This window comes from Variovorax sp. 10N432 (genome assembly GCF_056394465.1).
This window is the reverse complement of record NZ_JBFTHX010000017.1, coordinates 1-20727: the sequence shown is the minus strand read 5'-3', so window position 1 is coordinate 20727 and position 20727 is coordinate 1. Positions and strand designations below refer to the sequence as shown.

Sequence of the window (20727 nt, the reverse complement as noted above, 5' to 3'; positions counted from 1 at the left end):
CATGAAGCGCCGCTTCTTCGCCGCCGTCCTGTTCGGCCTTGTTGCTGCCGTGGGGCTGCCTGCCGCCGCGCAGCCCTATCCCACCCATCCGGTCAAACTGGTCATCCCGGTTCCGCCCGGCGGCAGCGCGGACGTGGTCGGGCGCCTGCTGGCCAACGCGGTGGCGGCGGAGCTGGGGCAGCCCGTCATCGTCGACAACCGGGCCGGGGCCGCCGGCAGCGTGGGCACGGCGTCGGCGCTGAAGGCGCCGGCCGACGGCTACACGCTGGTCCAGTGCAGCATCGGCAGCTGCGCCATCAATCCGAGCCTCTACAAGAACGTCGGCTACGACCTGCAGAAGGACATGGCGCCGGTGATCCTGCTGGGTTCATCGATCAATGTGCTCACGGTCAACAACGATGCGGGCATCCTCAGCGTGAAGGACCTGGTCGACCAGGCCAGGCGCAAGCCCGTGGCCTACGCGTCGTCGGGCGTGGGCGCGTCCAACCACCTCGCCGCCGAGCTGCTCAAGAAAATGGCGGGCATCGAGATGACGCATGTGCCGTACAAGGGCTCGGGGCCTGCCATCACCGACCTCATCGGCGGCCAGGTCCCGGTGTTCTTCGACAACGAGCCTTCCATCCTGCCCTTCATCCAGCAGGGCAAGGTGCGGGCGCTGGCGGTGACGGGCAAGACGCGCTCGGCCAACCTGCCAGACGTCCCGACGATGGAAGAGCTGGGCTTTGCCGGCTTCGTCATCGAGCCGTGGTACGCCTTCGCGGCCCCGGCGGGCACGCCCGAGCCGGTGATCCGGCGGCTCAATGCCGCGTTCGACCACGCGCTGCATCAACCGGCGGTGCGCGACAGGATGGTTGCCATGGGCATCACCCCGGCGGGCGGCCCGCCAGAAGTGCTCGGCCGCCTGATCCGAAGCGAATACACGCGCTGGGCGGAGCTGATCCGCGCGCAGGGCATCAAGGGAGACTGAGGGCCGCCGCCGCGCTGCCTTGCTGCTCGACGGCAAACAGCCGCCACTCGCCAGGAATTCCCTTGAGGCGCTGCATCCCCCGATCCTGAAACGACAGTCCGGAGCCCGCCACCAGATCCTTGACGGTGCTCGAGACAAGCACTTCACCGGTCTGCGCATGGGTGGCCACGCGGGCACCGGTATGCACGGCAATGCCCGCGACCTTGCCGCCCATCACCTCGCATTCCCCGGTGTGCAGCCCGGCACGGATCTCGAGCCCGAGCGCACGCACCTCGCGCGAGATGGCACACGCGCAGCGGACCGCGCGAGCCGGCCCGTCGAAGGTGGCGAGGAAGCCGTCGCCCGCGGTGTCGATCTCGCGGCCCCGGAAGTGCTCCAGCTCGCGGCGAACCAGCGCGTGGTGACTCTCGAGCAGATCGTGCCAGCTGCGATCGCCGAGGACGGCGGCGCGTTCGGTCGCTTTCACGATGTCGGTGAACATGACCGTCACCAGAAGCCGGTCGGGTTCGGCGCCGAGTCGAGTCCCGGTGAGGAACTCCTCGATCTCGTCGAGGATGACATCGCTGTCGCAGCCCCACGGGACATGGTCGATGCCGTGCAATTCGACCAGCTTCGCGCCCGCGATGCGCTCGTACATGTATTGGCTGGCGCCGAAATCGATGACCCGATCGTTTCGGCTGTGCAAGAGCAGCGTGGGCACGCGCACGGCGGGCAGCACATGGCGGATGTCGATTTCCATGTTCATTCGCAACAGCGTTGCCGCCGCCGCCGGGCTCGCGCTGGAGCGCAGCCAGCGCCCCCACCATTGGCGGCATCGCTCGTCCCGGACCTGGCTCGGCCACCGTGCCTCCATGCCGACGTCGCCGCCCCAGTTGCGTTCCACCTCGTCGGCAAAGGCCAGAGACTGAGCCCTGGTCGGGCCCCAGGGATAGTCGGGCGCCTGCGTGCGGCGCGAGAAGGCGCCGCCCATGATGAGCGCCGAAGCGCGCGCCGGGTAGGTGGCGGCGAACAGCGCGCACATCGCACCGCCCTCCGAATAGCCGAACAGAGCCGCGCGCTCCGAGCCGACGGCGTCCATCACGGCGCGCACGTCGTCCATGCGAACTTCGAGACTGGGCATGTCGCTGACGCGGTCCGACAGACCGGTTCCCCGCTTGTCGAACAGGATGAGCCGGGAGAACGAGGCCAGCCGGGCGAACATCCGCGCCAGCACCGGCTCCTCCCAGAAGACATCGAGGTTCGAGACCCACCCCGGAACCAGCACCAGGTCGCGTGGGCCGTTGCCGACCGTCTGGTAGGCGATGTTGACGCCACCGCTCTTCGCGTAATGGGTCGTGGGCAGCATGGAGGATGCGCTCAAAGCGCCGGTCTTCCGGCGTTCCGAAGATTGCCACAAATCGAAGCGTCGCGCGACCCCGCACACCGGTGCGGCGCGACAATGTCGTCGACACATTTCTGCGGGACACCATGAACACCGGGACATTCGATCGCACGCAGGGGGACACCGGCAATATCGTCGCGCTGGAGCATGTCAACGTCGAGATCCCCGACCAGCAGCTGGCGACCATCTTCTACGTGATGGGCCTTGGCCTCACGCGCGATCCCTACCTCTTCACGGGCATCGGCAACATGTGGATCAACATCGGCCGAAACCAGATTCACATGCCGACCGGCGCGCCGATGGTGCTGCGCGGCACCATCTGCGTCGTGATGCCCGGTCGCGAGGCGCTGCTGAAGCGGCTGGCGGAGGTGGCTTCGCTGCTGGCCGGAACCCGATTCGATTTCGATGCGCAGGCCGACCACGTCAGTGCGACCTGTCCCTGGGGCAATCGCTTCCGCGTCTTCGAGCCCGGTGAACGATACGGACGCATGCGCCTGGGCCTGCCATCGGTCGAACTCGATGTGGCGCGCGGCACGGCGGCCGGCATCGCGACGTTCTACCGGGAAGTGATGGGCGCTCTCGTGTCCGAGCATTCCGATGCGCAAGGCGCCTGCGCGAGCATCGGGGTCGGGCCTGGCCAGACCCTGGTCTACCGCGAAGGCGATGCGGTACCGGCGCCGTACGACAACCATCACGTGCAGATCTACGTCAACGATTTCTCCGGCTCCTACCGGCGCCTGCGCGCGCTGGGGCTCGTCACCCAGGAAGACGATGCCTACCAGTACCGTTTTCGGCAGCTCGTCGATCCGGCCACGTCGGCCCCGCTGACAGTGCTCGAGCACGAGGTGCGCAGCCTGCTGCATCCGCTGTATGGCCGCCCGCTGGTGAATCGAAATCCCGAGATGACCAATCGCAACTACGCGGCCGGCGAAGAGAGCTTCCGCTGCTAGGTCCTGCCGGCGACGTCCTCGGCCGTGGCCGAATGCGAGAGCGTGTAGAGGCCGCTGAGCGCGCCTTCGGCCGCGCCGGACGCCCGCAAGGCCGCTGCCGCGAGATCGGCGTGGACCAGCGACTCCAGGGCAGGTGCGTCGTAGCCCAGTGCCACGAACACCCAGTCGGCCACGCGATCGGCGGAGTTGCGGATGCGCTGTTCGGTCGTTTCGGCGACGGGTGGCGTCTGATGCCGCAACAGATGAGCGCCGACGATCCCCGGCCTCTGGGCCAGAGCGGCGCAGAGCGGTCGGAAGAATGCGCGCAGGTCGTCATCGCGGCCTTGCAGCGGCGAGACTCGCAATGTCAACGCGTGCCGTGCAGCGCTGCTGCCCGATGACTCCAGCACGTGGCACTGGCTGCGCACCATGTTCCTGTGGTGCGGCATCATCCGCGTGGACCACGGCGATGGCGTGTTCAGATGACTGACGTAGGCGGCCGATGAAAGGACCGCGTACGAACTGAGCTCGTACATGACGAAGATGCCTTCGCCCCCTGCGGCACTCGTCCAGCGCGACGCCCGCCGGAATCCGGGCACGCCGAGGCGCTCCGGAAAATGTTCATGGGAGTGCCAGTCTTCGAACTCGGACTTGATCTCGGGCGCCATGTCCCACCACATCGCCAGCGCCGCGTCGCCTAGAAGAGACATGTTCCTTGCCCCCGCTTATCTGGCGACTTCGACCGGAACGCCATCGCGACTGCTCGCCGCAATGGCGTCGAGCGTCATCGCGATGTCGATCGATTCGGCGGGCGTGGCGCCCGTCCATTGGTCCCAGCCGAAGCGCACGAGATCGTGAAACGACTCTGCTTCGGCCAGGAAGCCGGCGAGCGCTTCGGTTTCGATGATTTCGTGTGCCGCATCCCAACCATTGCCGCGGCGCACATGCACGAGCGGCGGAAAGGCGGGTCCGGTATCGTTGAAGTAGGTGGTGGCTATCGAACCTGCGTCGCCGGCAATGAACGCATGCCGGTGCCGCACGGTGCTGAAGCTGCACGAGATCTGCGCCAGAAGACCATCCGGGTACTCGAGCGTCGCCATCGTGGTCACATCGACACCCGTGGCGCCCCAGCGCGACAGGGCCGACACGCGCGACGGCGCGGCACCTGCGATGGTGCGCACGAAGCTCACCGGATAGGACCCGGCGTCCATCAGCGCGCCGCCCGCGAGCGTCGGGTCCATGCGGATGTTGGCGGCGTCGGTCAGAGGAAATCCGAATGACGCCTGGATGAGCTGGGTGCGTCCGATGGCGCCGGCCGCGACGAGCTCGCGAACCTTGAGTGTCTGCGGTTGGGCCCGATACGGATAGGCTTCCACGAGATACACGCCGTTCTGCTCGGCGGCCGCGAACATGGCCCGTGCCTCCGCCGCATTGGCGGCCAGCGGTTTCTCGCACAGGACGTGCTTGCCGGCGGCGGCGGCCCTGATCGACCACTCCGCGTGCAGGTTGTTGGGAAGCGGCACGTAGACCGCGTCGACGTCGGGGTCGGCGAACAGCTCGTCGTAGCTGGCATGGACGCGGCCGATGCCGAACTCTCGCGCGAAGGCCGTGGCGCGCTCGACGTCGCGGCTCGCCACGGCGGTCACCACGACCTTGGCCGACGGCCGAACGGCTTCGACGAACGAACGGGCGATGCGTGCGGCGCCGAGGATGCCGATGCGCAGCGGGCCACTGGAAGACGATGTCATAGGCTCCTCACAAGAATCCGGTTCAGGCGGCGTCCAGCACCGATGCCATTTGCGTGACGCAATCATCGACGTGCGTCGTCAGCGTCTGCTGCGCGCGCTGCCAGTCCCGGGCGAGTGCGCTTTCCAGCAAGAGCCGGTGCTCGTCGGCCGCCTCCTCGCCACGGAAGATGGCCGCGATCATCTGGTAGCGCAGATATTTGTCGCAGATCGACGCGTAGGTCTGCAGCAGCAGGGCGGATCCGCAGGCGGAAATCAGCGCGACGTGAAACGCCCAGTCGTACTGGCGCCAGGTTTCCGAAGGAGAAAGATCGCCGGCAGCCATCCTCTTTTCCATCGTGGCGAGCTTGTGGTAGGCCGCCACCACCCTGCCTTCCCACTCCAGGTCGCCGCGCTGAAACGACTCCTTGAGCCCGTGGCTCTCCAGCAGCAGCCGCATCGATGCCACTTCGCGCAGGTTGGCCGACGAGACCGCGCTGACCTGGAAGCCGCGCGCCCCTTCGGCCACGAGCAAGCCTTCCGTGGCCAGGCGGCTGAAGAGCTCGCGCAGCGTGCCGACGCTGGCGCCGTAGGTCTCTTTCATCCGCTCCAGCGGCAGACGGCACCCCGGCGTCAGCCGGCCCAGCACGATGTCCGAGCGAATGCGGCGATAGGCGACCTCGCCGACGGTGGCGCTGTCTGGGGAATCGAGAGAGTTGTCGGTCAACACGGGTCGCTCCTGGGCGGATCGAAGTTAAGCACAGTTCTTGGGCTCGAGCTGTGGCGTTTGATTAGAGAATACCCTAATCATTGGATACATTGCTAATCATTCGATGATTCAATACCATCTCGGCATCGCCGCGACGCGGGGCAACCGCCCGGATCATTCCCACCTCAAACGGAGACCTTCATGGCATCGAAACTCTCGAAATTGGCAGGCGCCCTCGCGCTGCTCGTCGCCTCCACGCTCGTTCAGGCACAGGACATTCAGGAAAGGACAATTCGAATCGGGCACCTGAACAACACCGACCATCCAACCAGTTGGGGCGTCAAGAAGTTCGCCGAGATCGTGGCGGCCAAGAGCGGCGGCAAGATCACGGTCAAGGAATTCGCCAGCAGCCAACTCGGCAACGAACTGCAACAGCAATCTGCGCTGCAGGGCGGGGTGCAGGAGATGCTCGTGGCGTCCACCACCTCGCTGACCGGCGTCATCAAGGAATTCGGGCTCTTCGACTTCCCCTTCCTTTTCAGCAATGGCCAGCAGGCTGATGCCATGGTCGACGGCCCGCTGGGCAAGATGCTCAGCGCCAAGCTGGCCGACAAGGGCATCGTCATCCTGGGCTTCTTCGACCTGGGTTTCCGCAACGTCACCAACAGCAAGCGGCCCATCACGAAGGGCGAAGACCTGGATGGACTGAAGCTGCGCGTCATCCCGAACCCGGTGTTCCTGGAGACCTTCAAGACTTTCAAGGCCAACCCGCTGCCAATGCCCTTCGCAGAGCTGTACAACGCCCTCGAAAGCAAGGCGGTGGATGGCCAGGAGAACCCGTACTCGGTGATCCTGTCGAGCAAGTTCTACGAGGTCCAGAAGTACGTCAGTGGCACCAACCACGTGTATGCGACCAACCCGGTCCAGATCAGCAAGCGCTTCTGGGACAAGCTGTCGCCGGCAGAGCACAAGCTGCTGCAGGATGCCGCCACGGAAGCCCAGAACTACCAGCGCACGGCGAGCCGCGAAGCCGCCGGCAAGGCACTGACCGAACTCCAGGCCAAGGGCATGACCTACAACGCCGTCGCACCCGCCGAGGCGGCCCGCATGCGCACCGAAGTCAAGCCGATCTACGAGAAGTTCTCCGCTTCGTACGATCCGGCCGTGATGACGCTGTTCAAGACCGAAATGGAACGCGTCTCCAAGTTCTGATTCTGGAAAGGCCCCCTGGCGTCGCTGGGGGGCCTTTCGCGCCCAACGAGTCCCGTCCAGGAGCAGGCATGGTGAAGCTGATCGATTCTTTCTGCCGCGCGGTCACGGCCCTGATGGCCGTCGCGCTCATGATCATGGTGGCGCTGGTCTTCGGCAACGTCGTGCTGCGCTACGTCTTCAATTCGTCGATCACGCAGTCCGAGGAAATCTCGCGTTGGCTGTTCGTGTGGATCACGTTCATGGGCTGCGTGGTCGCGCTGCGCGAGCACACCCACCTCGGCACCGACGCCTTGGTGTCGCGCCTTCCACCCATGGGCAAGAAGATCTGCCTTGCGCTGGGCCATGTGACCATGCTGTACGTCTGCTACCTGGTGTTCAGGGGCGCGCTGGAACAGGCCCGCATCAACATGGATGTGCTGGCGCCTTCCACGCAGTTGCCGATGGCCATATTGCATTCAGCCGGCGTGGCCTTCGCGGCCTGCGCATGCATCGTGCTGCTGCTGGACCTCTGGCTGCTCTTCACCGGCCACATGAAAGATTCCGACCTGGTGCTGATCCAGGAATCCGAAGATCTGGCTGCGCTCAACCGGCCGCATGGCGACGACGTCACCAGACAACACTGATCCGAGCGAGCCACCATGACACTCACCATCTTCCTCGGATCCCTGCTGCTCGCGATGGCGATCGGCATTCCGATCTCGTTCGCGCTGCTGGTCAGCGGCGTGGCGCTGATGTGGCACCTGGACATGTTCGAGGCGCAGATCCTGGCCCAGAACCTGCTGGGTGGCGCCGACAACTACCCGCTGCTGGCCGTGCCCTTCTTCTTGCTGGCCGGCGAGATCATGAACGAGGGCGGGCTGTCCAAGCGCATCGTCGAATTTGCGATGGCGCTGGTCGGGCACATCCGCGGCGGCCTGGGCTACGTGACCATCGTCGCGTCGATCATGCTGTCGGCACTGTCGGGCAGCGCAGTGGCCGACGCCGCGGCACTGACCACCATGCTGCTGCCGATGATGGTGGCCGCCGGCCACGCGCCGCATCGCGCTGCCGGGCTGATTGCCGCATCGGGCGTGATTGCCCCGGTTCTGCCGCCGTCGATCGGGCTGGTCATCTTCGGCGTCACGGCCAACGTGTCGATCTCCAAGCTGTTCATGGCCGGCATCACGCCCGGCCTGCTGATGGGACTCGCGTTGTGGATCACCTGGGCCTACGTCGCCCGCCACGAAGGCGTGGTGCCGCCGCCGCGCAGGCCGCTGAAAGAATTGCTGGCCACGATGCGCCGCTGTGGCTGGGCGCTGATGCTGCCGGTGATCATCCTGGTCGGTCTGCGCATGGGGGTTTTCACGCCGACCGAAGCCGGCGTGGTGGCTGCGGTCTACGCGCTGTTCGTCGCGACAGTCATCTATCGCGGCCTGAAACTGTCGCAGTTGTACGGCATCTTCAAGGCCGCGGCCAAGACCACCGCGGTGGTCATGTTCCTGGTGGCCGCGGCCATGGTCTCGGCCTGGCTCATCACCGTGGCGGACCTGCCCGGCAAGGTGGTGGGCATGCTCCAACCCTTCCTCGACAGCCCCATCTTGCTGATGGTGGCGATCATGGTGCTGGTCATGATCGTCGGCACGGCGATGGACATGACGCCGACCATCCTGATCCTCACCCCGGTGCTGATGCCGGTCGTCATCGCCGCCAAGATCGACCCAGTCTATTTTGGGGTCATGTTCATCATGAACAACGCCATCGGCCTGGTCACGCCGCCGGTGGGCGTGGTCCTCAACGTGGTGGCCGGGGTCGGTCGAATGTCGATGGACACGGTGACCAAGGGCGTGATGCCGTTCATGATCGCCCAGTTCCTGATCATGTTCCTGATGGTCTTCTTCCCCTGGCTCGTCACCGGCCCCGCAAAGTTCTTCTACGGCGGCCACTGACACCCGCCCGCTCGCAAACAAACTCAGCCATGACCAAGCCGCTCTACATCCTGAATGGTCCGAATCTCAACCGTCTCGGCAAGCGCGAGCCGGCGATCTACGGCAAGACCACGCTGGCCGAGATCGAAGCCATGTGCCGCGACGAAGCCGGGGCGGTCCCGGTGGTGTTCCGGCAGTCCAACAGCGAGGCGCAGCTGATCGACTGGATCCACGAGGCCATCGACGAAGCCAGCGGAATCATCATCAACCCGGCGGCCTTTTCGTTCACTTCGATGGCCATCATGGATGCCCTCAAGATGTTTCCGGGTCCGATCATCGAGGTCCACATCTCCAACATCCATCGGCGCGAGGAGATGTACCACCATTCGTACATGTCGGCGGTGGCCACCGCGGTGATCGCCGGCCTCGGACCCGGCGGGTACCGCGCCGCCATCCAGTCGATATTGGAGATGCTCGGCGGCGAGCCTGCCGACTGCACCAAAGGACAGTAGCGGGAATTCGGTGCCGTTCGTATGCTGCACCGCCATGACCGCCCAGGAAATGATCATGCTCGCCGTGCAGGCGAGCATCGTGATCACCGTCTTCAGCTACGGCCTGGATGCCACGCTCGACGACGTGCTGTACGTGGTGCGCCGTCCCCGGTGCTTCCTGCGATCCTTCGCGGCGATGTTCCTGGTCATGCCGCTGCTGGCCGTCGGGCTCGACATGGCCTTCGACCTGCACCACGAGATCGAGGTCGCACTGGTGGCGCTGTCGCTGTCGCCGGTGCCGCCCTTGCTGATGAAGAAGCAGGGCAAGGCCGGTGGACGGGAATCCTATGGCCTGGGCCTGCTGGTGACGATGGGCGTGCTGTCGGTCGTGATCACGCCGATCGGCATGATGCTCATGACCCAGGCCTTCGGCCGCCAGTTCCAGCTGCCCCTCGGCGCCATCGCGCTGGTGATCCTGAAGGCGGTGCTGCTGCCGCTGGCTGCCGGCATGGTGGTACGGGCCCTGCTGCCCCGGGTGGCCGCGCGCATCGCCCGCCCGGCCGCCCTCATCGGCACCGTCCTGCTGGTGGTCGTGGCGCTGCTGATCGTGTTCGCCAGCCGGCATGGGATCCTGCAGCTGATCGGCAACGGCACCCTCCTGGCGCTGATCGGCTTCATCGTCGTCGGGCTGGCCGTCGGCCACTGGCTCGGCGGCCCCGACGCGCGGGATCGCGTGGTGCTCGCGCTGTCGACCGCGTCGCGCCATCCGGGCATCGCGCTGGCGCTGGCGACCTTCAACTTTCCGCACGAGCCCGGCGTGACGGCGGCGATCCTGCTCTACCTGCTGGTCAACCTGCTGGTGTCGATGGTCTATGTGATCTGGCAGCGCAGGCGCCTCGGCCCGGCGGCGGCCGCCTGAGTCATCTGGAGCCCGCCTCGATGATCCACACCGGTGACGCGGTCTCGATGGCGCGCTCGAGAGCAAACCCCGCGCTCTCCAGCAGTTCGCTGAATTCGGTTTCGGTGCGCTCGCGCGCGGCACCGAACATGGCCATCATGTGCGTATCGACCAGGTACCCCGATGGCCGTCCGAGGGCCGGGTCGGGCTCGATGATCTGCTCCACGATCAGCAGGCGGGCGCCAGGGTTCATGGCGCTGCGGCAGTTGCGCAGGATTCGAATGCAGTCGTCGTCGCTCCAGTTGTGCAAGACCCGGATCAGGAGGTAGATGTCCGCGCCTTCGGGAACGCGATCGAAGAAGCTGCCGCCCCGGACTTCGATCCTTCCGTCCAATCGGGCATCGGGCGGTATGGCCGCCACGACATCGTCGCGGTCGAAGACCATCCCGCGCGGCCCGGGGAACCGTTCGAGTATTTGCCGCAACGCCTCCGCATTGCCGCCGCCGATGTCGACGATCAGCTTCGCACCGGAGAAGTCGTAGCTGACGGCCAGCGTCTGGTGCCTGCGGTCCGGAAAGTTGGCCATGAAGGCATCGAAGATGCGAGCCTCGGCGGGGTGCTCACGAAGATATTGGAAACGGTCCATGCCCCAGGCGGCTTGATTCGGATCGCCACCCGCCAGCGCGGAATCCAGGGCTCCCCATGCCTTCCACGACCCGGGTGCCGTCCAGAACCGGGCGCCATGGTGCAGGCTGTTCGGCTCGTCCGTGCGCAGCAGCATGGAGCGCGGAGAGTGCGCGACGCTGCCGTCCGCGCCGACGCGAAAGACGCCGAATGCCGCAAGGGCCCGCAGGACCCGGAGCAGTGGCGTCGGAAGAACCGAACAGGCCGTGGCCAAATCGCTCACGTGGCGGCTGCCGTCCCTCGGAATCTTGTCGGCGAGCGCGAGGTCGGCGACCAGCCGGAGCATCCGGGACACCTGGAATCCTCGAATGAGAAGATCCAGCGCTTCTCGATCGCTCTCGGTTCCATCATGGGTCATGGCGGGCCTGCGCAGTGTGTTGGGCGCTCTCCGCGAGTCGTCGTGCGACGATCTGCTGCAAGCGCCAGAGATTGGCGTCCCTGATGTCAAGGCGCTCCAGCTGGTCGATGGTCTGCAAGAGGTAGTCGGCACCCGATCCCCAGTGTCCCGCCGCCTTGCACAGGATGTCCGCGATTTGTTCGTGCGTCAGGCCGCCCACGAAGTTCGGCCCATTGCGATCGGCGGCGAAAACGATGGCGCGCACGTCGATGCCGCTCGCCTTGGCGCTCACCCATCGCGGTGGAGTGTTCGGTGGCTTGACGGTCATTTCCCGTCGCCAAAGCTTGCGCAGGCTGGACCTGACCGAGGGCGCATCGATGCGCAGCAGTGCACCACGGCAGCTTCCTCCGGGCGTGAGCGACATCATCAAGCCCGGCTGGTCGGGGGTACCTCGAAAGCGAGTGAGCCGGATGCAGAACGATCGATGCCAGCCGGGCAGAACCGCGGCCACCTGCTCTGCGACATCGAAGGCCGGATTCCATAGCAGGGACCCGTACCCGAAGACCCAGACACCTTCGCCACGCCACGGGCCGCTTGCAAGAAAATCCTCCAGCGAGGCCTCGTAGTCGGCATCGCTGTGGACCACCATGCCCGGGGGCGGCCCGCAGTCCGCGACTTCGCGAGCGATTCGAGAGACCAACTCCGGGGTCAGACGGAGAGGCCTGAGCCGCCCGCCATCGGCCCCACGAAGGGAAGTCATTGGATGCTCCTGTTGGGGCAGTTGCCGCGCGATTCGGTGCCGCGCGCGGGAGGGCCGGAAGTCTTCGCTGCGCCACCTGAGCCCTGTGGATGCGATTGGGCTCCTTATCGGCTGTTGGCGCAATCCTCGCCGCAGTACAGCCAGCCCGGCATCGGCGCGTGGCACCGTGGCGCCTGAACCTTGATCGACGTCAAGCCGCCGGCGCTGGGCGCGACTATGCTGGCGGCAGCGCTGGCGCCGTGAGGTCTCCAGCGCGGGCTTCACGAAGGAGTGTGCGCCATGGAACACCCGCTCGGCAGTGAGTCTCTTGCGCCGTCAACGGCGGCGCCCACCGTGCGCCGGGTCGGCGCGCTGCGGCCCTTCGCCTGGCTGCGCTCGGGGGCACGCGATCTGGCGTTCCTGCCGGGCTTGAGCCTCGGCATCGGCGTGCTGGTCGCAGTCGCGGGCCTGGCCCTGACCGCCGCGACCTGGGAGGCCACCTACCTGGCGCCGACGCTGCTCGGCGGCTTCTTGCTGGTGGCCCCCCTGGTCGCCATCCCCCTGTACGCACTGTCGCGCCAGCGGGAGCAGTCCGCCGCGCCCGACTCCGGATCGGCGCTTGGCGCCTGGCTCGGCAACGCCGGCTCGATCGCGCTGTTCGGGCTGCTGCTCACGCTGGCCTACTTCGCCTGGGAGCGCCTGGCAGCGATCGTCTTCGCACTGTTCTTCACCGAGCAGCTGCAGCACGCGCCGCAGCTGCCTGCGGCGCTGCTGCTGTCGGGCCAGTCGGTCGAACTCGTGGCGGCCTTCTTCGCGCTCGGCGCCGCTGTGGCCGCGATGGTGTTCGCGCTGGGCGTCGTCAGCGCGCCGCTGCTGGTGGACCGCCCCGTGGACGTGATCACCGCGGTGCTGACCAGCCTGCGCTGCTGCGCCCGCAATCCGCTCGCCATGGTGCTGTGGGCCGCGTTGATCGTCCTGCTGACGGCCCTCGGTTTTGCGACGCTCATGCTCGGGCTCATCGTCATCTTCCCGTGGCTGGCACACGCGAGCTGGCACGCCTACCGCGACATGGTGGACGGCGGCCGCTAGCGACCGGACTCACACCGGATCGAGGTCGGAATCCAAGATGCGCGAGATGTCCTCGCGCGTCTCTTCCAGCTGAACCAGCGTCGCCTGGCGCGCTCCCAACGGGTCCCGGTTGAGCAGGGCCGTGAGGATCGCCTTGTGCCGGGGCAGCGAAAGGGCGTGGGTGTCCGGCAGCTGGCTGCTGAGCTTGATCGACTCGCGCAGCGCCAGCGACAGCATGTTGCCGATGTAGGCCAGCAGGTCGTTGTTCGTGGCCTCGGCGATGTGGCGGTGGAAAGCGAGGTCGGGCTCCAGGAGTTCCTCCGGCGTCGTCGCGCGCTCCATGCCCTGGTACGCCTCCGCGATGGCCTTGAGCGAGTCCGGGCTCGCCACCTTGGCAGCCAGCGCCGCCGCCGCCGGTTCGAAGATGCGCCGCACCGTCAACAGCGTTTCGACGAATTCGGGTTGCGGCTTGGTCTGGATCATCCAGTACAGCACGTCGGGATCGAGCAGGTGCCAATTGCTGCGGGCACAGACGATGGCGCCGGCGCGCTGCTTCGAGACCACCAGGCCCTTGGCGACCAGCACCCGGGTCGCCTCGCGCAGCACCGGCCGGCTCACGTCGTAGGCCGCGCACAGGGAGGCTTCCAGGGGCAGCCTCTCCCCGGGCTTGTACTCGCCGGAAACGATCCGCAGGCCCAGGTCCCGCACGATCTGCGAGTGCATGCTCTTGCGATCGGGCGGCTGGCGATAGCCCGGGTCTCGGTGCGAGGCTTTCATCTGCGAGGAAGTCCCATGGGAGGTTGCGGTCTGCACGAGATTGTCACATCCCGTCCGCGACGGCGAAGCTCGAGCATCATGCTTGTCTCCAGTGTTCGGGTCTTGTGCGCCGGGTCCCGCGGGGCCCCGGCAGGTTCAGTGGGAATGGCGCGGCACGCCGGCGCCGCGACGGCCCACGAGAAAATCGAAATCGCAGCCGTCGTCTGCCTGCATGACGTGCTCGACGTAGAGCTTCCGGTAGCCCGAGCCGTCGGCCGGGTCGGCCTGCTGCGCGGCGGCCCAGGTCGCGAGCCGGTCGGCGAGCTCGGCGTCGCTCACCTCGAGGTGCAGCCGGCCGGTGTCGGCATCGAGCTCGATCCAGTCGCCCTCGCGGACCACGGCCAGCGGGCCGCCGGCGCGGGCTTCGGGGGCGACATGCAGCACCACCGTGCCGTAGGCGGTGCCACTCATGCGCGCATCGGAGATGCGGACCATGTCGGTCACGCCCTGCGCCAGCAGCTTCGGCGGCAAGCCCATGTTGCCGACCTCGGCCATGCCCGGGTAGCCGCGCGGGCCGCAGTTCTTGAGCACCAGGATCGAGTCGGCGGTCACGTCGAGGTCGGGATCGGCGATCCGCGCCTTGTAGTCGTCGAGGTTCTCGAAGACCACCGCGCGGCCCCGGTGCCGCAGCAGGCGCGCGGTGGCGGCCGAGGGCTTGAGCACCGCGCCGCGTGGCGCGAGGTTGCCGCGCAGGACGCGGATGCTGCCGTCGGCGACCAGCGGCGTGTCCCAGTCTCGGATGACCTCGGGGTTGTAGGAGGGGGCGTCCTTGACGTTGTCCCAGAGCGACTGTCCGTTGGCGGTGAGCGCATCGGGATGCGGCAGGCGGCCGGCCTCGCCCAGGCGGCGCAGCACGGCCGGCAGGCCGCCCGCATAGTAGAAGTCCTCCATCAGGAAGCGGCCCGAAGGCATCAGGTCCACCAGCGTGGGCGTGCCCTGGCCGATGGCCGTCCAGTCGTCGAGCGCGAGTTCGACGCCGATGCGCCCGGCGATCGCCTTCAGGTGGATCACGGCGTTGGTCGAGCCGCCGATCGCGGCGTTGGTGCGGATCGCGTTCTCGAACGCCTGGCGTGTCAGCAGCTTCGACAGCCGCAGGTCCTCGCGCACCATCTCGACGATCCGGATGCCGCTCATGTGGGCCAGCACGTAGCGCCTGGAATCGACCGCCGGGATCGCCGCGTTGTGCGGCAGCGTGACGCCCAGCGCCTCGGCCATGCAGGCCATGGTCGAGGCCGTGCCCATGGTGTTGCAGGTGCCGGCCGAACGCGACATGCCGGCCTCGGCCGACATGAACTCGTGCAGGGTGATGGTCCCGGCCTTGACTTGTTCGGAGAGTTGCCAGACCACCGTGCCCGAGCCGATGTCCCGGCCCTGGTGCTTGCCGTTGAGCATCGGGCCGCCGCTGACCGCGATGGCCGGCACATCGACGCTGGCCGCGCCCATCAGCAGGGCCGGCGTGGTCTTGTCGCAGCCGACCAGCAGCACGACGCCATCGATCGGATTGCCGCGGATGGATTCCTCGACGTCGATGCTCGCGAGGTTGCGGGTGAACATCGCGGTGGGGCGCAGGTTCGATTCGCCGTTCGAGAACACCGGGAACTCGACCGGAAAGCCGCCCGCTTCGATGATCCCGCGCCGCACGTGCTCGGCGAGCTTGCGGAAGTGGGCGTTGCAGGGCGTCAGCTCCGACCAGGTGTTGCAGATCCCGATCACCGGCTTGCCCTGGAATTCATGGTCGGGGATGCCCTGGTTCTTCATCCAGCTGCGGTACATGAATCCGTTCTTGTCGGCGGTCCCGAACCATTCGGCGGACCTGAGCTTGACGGGCGACTTCGACATGGAGGCTTTCGTGCGTACTGAATGAGGTCGCAATATAGTAATACTATTGAAGTGATATTTCTCGGGGAAACCCCTAGATGACGCCATTTTATTGTCATTAAGTATGACTACATAATCTGCCAACCGAAGCTTCCCCGCCTTCGCGGGCATCACCATGACCGCCTTTGCCCACTATCCGAGCCTGGCCGACCGCACTGTCCTGATCACGGGCGGCGCGACCGGCATCGGCGCCACCCTCGTCGAACAGTTCGCGGCGCAAGGCGCCAGGGTCGGCTTCATCGACATCGACCCCGCGGGCGCCACGCTGGCCGAAGGCCTGGCCGGTGCCCGGCACGCGCCGCTCTTCGTCGCCGCCGACCTGACCGATGTCGCCGCGCTCGAAGCCGCCATAGAGGACGTGCGGCGTCGCCACGGCCCGATCGCCGTGCTGCTCAACAACGCCGCCAACGATCGCCGCCACCGCATCGAGGACACCACGCCCGAGACCTGGGATGCCGGCATCGCGGTCAATCTCCGGCACCAGTTCTTCGCCGCCCGCAGCGTGGCGCAGGACATGCGCCAGCTCGGCGGCGGCTCGATCGTCAACTTCGGCTCGATCAGCTGGAAGCTCAAGCAGGGCGGGATGCCGGTCTACACGACCGCCAAGGCCGCGGTGCAGGGCCTCACGCGCAGCCTGGCACGCGATCTCGGTGCCTTCAACATCCGGGTCAACACGCTGGTGCCTGGATGGGTGATGACGGAAAAGCAGCTGAAGCTGTGGGTCGACGATGCGGCACGCGCCGAGATCGCGCGCGGCCAGTGCATCAACCAGCCGCTGCTGGCCGAGCACATCGCGCGGATGGCCTTGTTTCTTGCGGCCGACGACAGCACCATGTGCACGGCCCAGGACTTCGTGGTTGATGGAGGATGGACCTGAATGAAGGCGCAGTTGCTCGTCGATGCCCGGGCCCGGCTGGGCGAATGCCCGCTGTGGTGCGAGCGCACGGGCGCGCTCTACTGGACCGACATCGAGGGCGCCACGCTGCACCGCTGGGAAGCCTCGCAGGGGCGGCAACGGCAATGGACCCTGCCTGAGCGCCTCGGCAGCTTCGCCCTGTGCGAGGGCGGCTCGCAGCTGCTGCTGGGGCTGGCCTCGGGCATCGCGCTGTTCGACCTGGTGCACGAGACGCTGTCGCCGATTGTGCCGGTCGACGCCGCGCAGCCCGAGACCCGCATCAACGATGGCCGCTGCGATCGCCAGGGACGTTTCGTGTTCGGCATGTTCAACCCGGCGGAGGCGCCGGTCGGGCACTTCTATCGCGTTCATCCCGACCTGCGGGTCGAGCGCCTGGCGCTGCCGCCGGCGGGTGTCGGCAACAGCATCGCCTTCAGCCCGGACGGCCGCACGATGTACTACACCGATTCGCCGACGCGGACGATCTTCAGCGTCGACTACGGGGCCGATGGCCGCATCGGGACGCCCCGGGTCTTCGTCCGGCTGCGCGAGAGCGATGGCTTCGCCGACGGCTCGGCCGTGGACGCCGACGGCGGCCTCTGGAATGCGCAGTGGCGCGGCGCCTGCGTGGTGCGCTGGGACGCCGCGGGCCGCGAGTCGGCCCGGTTCGAAGTCCCCGCGTCGCAGGTGACCTGCCCGGCCTTCGGCGGCGCGGCCCTCGACCAGCTCTACCTGACCACCGCACGGGCCGGCCTCTCGGCCGCAGACTTGCAGGCGCAGCCCGAGGCCGGCGGCGTCTTCGCCCTGCAACCGGGTTGGCGCGGCCTGCCGGAATCGCGCTTCGCGGGGGCGCCGTGAACGGGGCGCCGCGGATCACCCGCCGTGATTTCGGCAGCTTGTCCGATGGCCGCGGGGTCTCCGAGTACACCCTCGACAACGGCGCGGGCCTGTCGCTGAGCGCCATCAACCTGGGCGGCATCGTGACCGCGCTGCGCGTGCCGGACCGCCACGGCACGGCGGAGAGCGTCGTGCTGGGCCTCGCATCGCTCGCGGACTACGAGGCGCGCAACCCGCACTTCGGGACCATCGTCGGCCGCCATGCCAATCGCATCGCCCAGGGCCGGTTCTCGATCGACGGCGAACAGTTCCAGCTGGCGCTCGACGCTGGCAGCCCCCATGCGCTGCATGGCGGGCCCGGTGGCTTCGGCCGCTGCTGGTGGGACATCGAGCCGCTGCCCCTCGCGGGCGACGGCAGCGTGGCGCTTGCGCTTTCGTTAGTGAGCGCGCACGGCGACCAGGGCTACCCCGGGCGGGCCGAGATCCGCGTGCGCTACACGCTCACCGCGCGCAACGAATACCGCATCGACTACGAGGCCCGCAGCGACCGCGCGACGATCGTCAACCTCACGCACCACGACTATTTCAACCTGGCGGGCGGCGGCAGCATCCTCGGCCATCGGCTCACGATCGCGGCCAGCCGCTATTGCCCGGTCGACGAGGGGCTGATCCCGGAGGGCATTGCCGGGGTGGCCGGAACCCCCTTCGATTTCCGCTCGGCGACGACCATCGGCGAGCGCATCCGCGACGGACATCCCCAACTGCTGCGCGCACGAGGCTACGACCACAACTGGGTGCTGGACCCGGCCGACACGCCCGGCCTGCGCTTCGCCGCCCGCCTGGCCGACCCGGTGTCGGGCCGCGTCATGGACATCGAGACCACCGAGCCCGGCCTGCAGTTCTATTCAGGCAACTTCCTGGACGGCAGCCTGCTGGGCGCGAACGGGCAGGCCATCCGGCAGGGCGACGGCCTGTGCCTGGAGACCCAACACTTCCCGGACGCACCGAACCAACCCGGCTTCCCCCCAACCTTGTTGCGGCCGGGGGAGATCCATTCGAGCACGACGGTGCACCGCTTCGGGCTGTGCGCCCCCCATCCCACCGAGAGAACACCATGACTGCAACCAAACCTCCCCGTTACCAAGGCCTGTTTCCGGTCGTCCCGACCCCCTTCACCGACACCGGCGAGTTGGACCTCGAGAGCCAGAAGCGCTGCGTCGACTTCATGATCGATGCCGGTTCCAACGGCCTGTGCATCCTGGCCAACTTCTCGGAGCAGTTCCTGCTCGCGGACGACGAGCGCGAAGTGTTGACGCGCACGATCCTCGAGCACGTGGCCGGACGCGTGCCCGTGATCGTGACCACCACGCACTTCAGCACCCGGGTCTGCGCCGAGCGCAGCCAGCGCGCGCAGGCCATGGGCGCATCGATGCTGATGGTCATGCCGCCCTACCACGGCGCGACCTTCCGGGTCGGCGAGCCGCAGATCCACGAGTTCTATCAACGGCTCTCCGATGCCGTGACGATTCCGATCATGATCCAGGACGCGCCGGCGGCTGGCACGCCGCTGTCGCCGGCCTTCCTGGCGCGGATGGCCAAGGAGATCGAGAACGTGGCCTATTTCAAGATCGAGACCGCGGGCGCCGCGGCCAAGCTGCGCGAACTGATCCGCCTCGGCGGCGATGCGATCGAAGGGCCCTGGGATGGCGAGGAAGCGATCACGCTGGTGCCCGATCTCGATGCCGGTGCGACCGGCGCCATGACCGGCGGCGGCTTTCCGGACGGCATCCGCCCGATCCTTGACGCTTGGCGCGAAGGCCGGCGCGACGAGGCGATCGCGGGCTACGAGCGCTGGCTGCCGCTCATCAACATCGAGAACCGCCAGTGCGGTCCGCTGGCCGCCAAGTCGCTCATGAAGGAAGGCGGCGTGATTGCCTGCGAGGCGCCGCGGCATCCCTTCCCGGCGATCCAGCCGGCTGCCCGCAAGCTGCTGATCGAGACCGCGCGCCGGCTCGACGCGCAGGTCCTGCGCTGGGCGCGCTGAGCAAAGGGACGGATCATGCAGAACTTCGACAACCTCATCAACGGCGAATGGCGCGCGGCCGCCAGCTACAGCCCGAACGTCAACCCGAGCAATCTCGGCGACGTGCTGGGCCAGTACGCGCAAGGCGACGCGGCCCAGGTCGACGCCGCGGTCGCGGCCGCCACCGCCGCCTTCCCGGCCTGGTCGACGGGCGGCATCCAGGCGCGCTCCGAGGCGCTGGACAAGATCGGCAACGAGATCCTGGCGCGCAAGGAAGAGCTCGGCACGCTGCTGGCGCGCGAAGAGGGCAAGACCAAGGCCGAAGGCATCGGCGAAGCGACCCGCGCCGCGCAGATCTTCAAGTTCTTCGCCGGCGAATGCCTGCGCCTGTCGGGCGAGGTGCTGCCGTCGGTGCGGCCCGGCATCGGCATCGAGATCACGCGCGAGCCGGTGGGCGTGGTCGGCCTGATCACGCCRTGGAATTTCCCGATCGCCATCCCGGCCTGGAAGATCGCCCCGGCGCTGGCCTTCGGCAACTGCGTGGTSATGAAGCCRGCCGACCTGGTGCCGGGCTGCGCCTGGGCGCTGGCCGAGATCATCAGCCGCTCGGGCATTGCGCCGGGCGTGTTCAACCTGGTGATGGGCCGCGGCAGYGTGATCGGCGATGCGCTGGTCAACCACCCGGGCATCCACGCGATCAGCTTCACCGGCTCGGTCGGCGTSGGCCGCAACATCGCGGTGCAGTGCGCGACCAACCACAAGAAGGTGCAGCTCGAGATGGGCGGCAAGAACCCGCAGGTGGTGCTGGACGAYGCCGACCTGAACCAGGCGGTGGAGCTCAGCGTGCAGAGCGCCTTCTATTCGACCGGCCAGCGCTGCACSGCGTCGAGCCGGCTGATCGTGACCGAAGGCATCTATCCGAAGTTCATCGAGGCGATGAAGGCGCGGATGGCGAAGATCAAGGTCGGCGATGCGCTGGCGCAGGGCACCGACATCGGTCCGGTGTCCTCGAAGTCGCAGCTCGASCAGGACCTGGAGTACATCGCGATCGGCAAGGGCGAGGGCGCCACGCTGGCCGCGGGCGGCGAGCGGCTGAAGCTCGACACCGACGGCTACTACATGTCGCCGGCGCTGTTCAGCGAGTCGGCGGCGTCGATGCGCATCAACAAGGAAGAGATCTTCGGGCCGGTGGCGAGCGTGATCCGGGTGAAGAACTACGAGGAGGCGCTGGCGAC

At 67.3% G+C, this 20727-nt stretch carries 21 protein-coding genes; 13 read left to right on the top strand and 8 right to left on the bottom strand.

Annotation, left to right across the window (positions count from 1 at the left end):
- Position 1: 1 nt before the first annotated feature.
- Complete coding sequence (locus tag AC1DF3_RS20050; RefSeq protein ID WP_478140621.1) at positions 2 to 967, top strand: Bug family tripartite tricarboxylate transporter substrate binding protein; 966 nt, start codon at positions 2 to 4, stop codon at positions 965 to 967.
- Here AC1DF3_RS20050 and AC1DF3_RS20045 read toward each other — a convergent pair.
- The gene (locus AC1DF3_RS20045) at positions 954 to 2312 is read right to left on the bottom strand and encodes an adenylate/guanylate cyclase domain-containing protein (protein ID WP_478140620.1); all 1359 of its coding nucleotides are present in this window, start codon (positions 2310 to 2312) and stop codon (positions 954 to 956) included. The two genes, AC1DF3_RS20050 and AC1DF3_RS20045, sit on opposite strands and share 14 nt — an antisense overlap.
- Before the next feature lie 122 nt (positions 2313 to 2434).
- On the opposite strand from AC1DF3_RS20045, the gene AC1DF3_RS20040 reads away from it, so the two are divergent.
- Positions 2435 to 3298: a VOC family protein gene (locus AC1DF3_RS20040; RefSeq protein ID WP_478140619.1), complete on the top strand. Its 864-nt coding sequence runs from the start codon at positions 2435 to 2437 to the stop codon at positions 3296 to 3298.
- Here AC1DF3_RS20040 and AC1DF3_RS20035 read toward each other — a convergent pair.
- From AC1DF3_RS20035 to AC1DF3_RS20025, 3 genes are read right to left on the bottom strand one after another with little or no spacing between them, the layout of a single operon-like run.
- Positions 3295 to 3945: a hypothetical protein gene (locus tag AC1DF3_RS20035; protein WP_478140618.1), complete on the bottom strand. Its 651-nt coding sequence runs from the start codon at positions 3943 to 3945 to the stop codon at positions 3295 to 3297. The two genes, AC1DF3_RS20040 and AC1DF3_RS20035, sit on opposite strands and share 4 nt — an antisense overlap.
- Before the next feature lie 57 nt (positions 3946 to 4002).
- The gene (locus tag AC1DF3_RS20030) at positions 4003 to 5091 is read right to left on the bottom strand and encodes a Gfo/Idh/MocA family protein (RefSeq protein WP_478140617.1); all 1089 of its coding nucleotides are present in this window, start codon (positions 5089 to 5091) and stop codon (positions 4003 to 4005) included.
- Positions 5048 to 5731, bottom strand: a complete 684-nt coding sequence (locus tag AC1DF3_RS20025; protein WP_478140616.1) for a GntR family transcriptional regulator — start codon at positions 5729 to 5731, stop codon at positions 5048 to 5050. The genes AC1DF3_RS20030 and AC1DF3_RS20025 overlap by 44 nt, the downstream gene beginning before the upstream one ends.
- Positions 5732 to 5911: 180 nt before the next feature.
- On the opposite strand from AC1DF3_RS20025, the gene AC1DF3_RS20020 reads away from it, so the two are divergent.
- The 5 genes from AC1DF3_RS20020 to AC1DF3_RS20000 all read left to right on the top strand — a co-directional run bounded on the left by AC1DF3_RS20020 (position 5912) and on the right by AC1DF3_RS20000 (position 10236).
- Complete coding sequence (locus AC1DF3_RS20020; protein WP_286535923.1) at positions 5912 to 6922, top strand: TRAP transporter substrate-binding protein; 1011 nt, start codon at positions 5912 to 5914, stop codon at positions 6920 to 6922.
- 68 nt (positions 6923 to 6990) lie between these two features.
- Positions 6991 to 7545, top strand: coding sequence for a TRAP transporter small permease (locus AC1DF3_RS20015; RefSeq protein ID WP_478140615.1), 555 nt, complete (start codon positions 6991 to 6993; stop codon positions 7543 to 7545).
- A 15-nt stretch (positions 7546 to 7560) separates the two neighbouring features.
- On the top strand, positions 7561 to 8847 hold the full coding sequence (locus AC1DF3_RS20010) for a TRAP transporter large permease (protein WP_286535919.1): 1287 nt from the start codon (positions 7561 to 7563) through the stop codon (positions 8845 to 8847).
- Between the two features lie 29 nt (positions 8848 to 8876).
- On the top strand, positions 8877 to 9338 hold the full coding sequence (gene aroQ / locus AC1DF3_RS20005; protein WP_478140614.1) for a type II 3-dehydroquinate dehydratase: 462 nt from the start codon (positions 8877 to 8879) through the stop codon (positions 9336 to 9338).
- 34 nt (positions 9339 to 9372) lie between these two features.
- Positions 9373 to 10236: a bile acid:sodium symporter family protein gene (locus tag AC1DF3_RS20000; RefSeq protein WP_478140613.1), complete on the top strand. Its 864-nt coding sequence runs from the start codon at positions 9373 to 9375 to the stop codon at positions 10234 to 10236.
- A 1-nt stretch (position 10237) separates the two neighbouring features.
- On the opposite strand, the gene AC1DF3_RS19995 is transcribed toward AC1DF3_RS20000, so the two are convergent.
- Together AC1DF3_RS19995 and AC1DF3_RS19990 are read right to left on the bottom strand one after the other, a co-directional pair.
- Complete coding sequence (locus tag AC1DF3_RS19995; RefSeq protein WP_478140713.1) at positions 10238 to 11257, bottom strand: methyltransferase; 1020 nt, start codon at positions 11255 to 11257, stop codon at positions 10238 to 10240.
- Positions 11247 to 11996, bottom strand: coding sequence for a gamma-glutamylcyclotransferase (locus AC1DF3_RS19990; protein ID WP_478140612.1), 750 nt, complete (start codon positions 11994 to 11996; stop codon positions 11247 to 11249). The genes AC1DF3_RS19995 and AC1DF3_RS19990 overlap by 11 nt, the downstream gene beginning before the upstream one ends.
- A 279-nt stretch (positions 11997 to 12275) precedes the next feature.
- Here AC1DF3_RS19990 and AC1DF3_RS19985 point away from each other — a divergent pair, with 279 nt between their 5' ends.
- Entirely contained in the window at positions 12276 to 13064 is a 789-nt protein-coding gene (locus AC1DF3_RS19985; protein WP_478140611.1) for a DUF2189 domain-containing protein, read from the top strand.
- A gap of 9 nt (positions 13065 to 13073) precedes the next feature.
- On the opposite strand, the gene AC1DF3_RS19980 is transcribed toward AC1DF3_RS19985, so the two are convergent.
- Both AC1DF3_RS19980 and AC1DF3_RS19975 read right to left on the bottom strand, forming a co-directional pair.
- Positions 13074 to 13820: a FadR/GntR family transcriptional regulator gene (locus tag AC1DF3_RS19980; protein WP_478140610.1), complete on the bottom strand. Its 747-nt coding sequence runs from the start codon at positions 13818 to 13820 to the stop codon at positions 13074 to 13076.
- A 135-nt stretch (positions 13821 to 13955) separates the two neighbouring features.
- Entirely contained in the window at positions 13956 to 15698 is a 1743-nt protein-coding gene (locus tag AC1DF3_RS19975) for an IlvD/Edd family dehydratase (RefSeq protein ID WP_478140609.1), read from the bottom strand.
- 154 nt (positions 15699 to 15852) lie between these two features.
- Between AC1DF3_RS19975 and AC1DF3_RS19970 the strand changes: the two genes are divergently transcribed.
- The 5 genes from AC1DF3_RS19970 to AC1DF3_RS19950 all read left to right on the top strand — a co-directional run.
- Complete coding sequence (locus tag AC1DF3_RS19970; RefSeq protein ID WP_478140608.1) at positions 15853 to 16614, top strand: SDR family NAD(P)-dependent oxidoreductase; 762 nt, start codon at positions 15853 to 15855, stop codon at positions 16612 to 16614.
- On the top strand, positions 16615 to 17490 hold the full coding sequence (locus tag AC1DF3_RS19965) for an SMP-30/gluconolactonase/LRE family protein (protein ID WP_478140607.1): 876 nt from the start codon (positions 16615 to 16617) through the stop codon (positions 17488 to 17490).
- Complete coding sequence (locus AC1DF3_RS19960; RefSeq protein ID WP_478140606.1) at positions 17487 to 18587, top strand: aldose epimerase family protein; 1101 nt, start codon at positions 17487 to 17489, stop codon at positions 18585 to 18587. The genes AC1DF3_RS19965 and AC1DF3_RS19960 overlap by 4 nt, the downstream gene beginning before the upstream one ends.
- On the top strand, positions 18584 to 19513 hold the full coding sequence (locus AC1DF3_RS19955; protein WP_286535886.1) for a dihydrodipicolinate synthase family protein: 930 nt from the start codon (positions 18584 to 18586) through the stop codon (positions 19511 to 19513). Before AC1DF3_RS19960 ends, AC1DF3_RS19955 begins: the two co-directional genes overlap by 4 nt.
- Positions 19514 to 19528: 15 nt before the next feature.
- Positions 19529 to 20727, top strand: a 1199-nt coding sequence (locus AC1DF3_RS19950; protein WP_478140605.1) for an aldehyde dehydrogenase family protein, incomplete at its 3' end; no start/stop codon positions are given.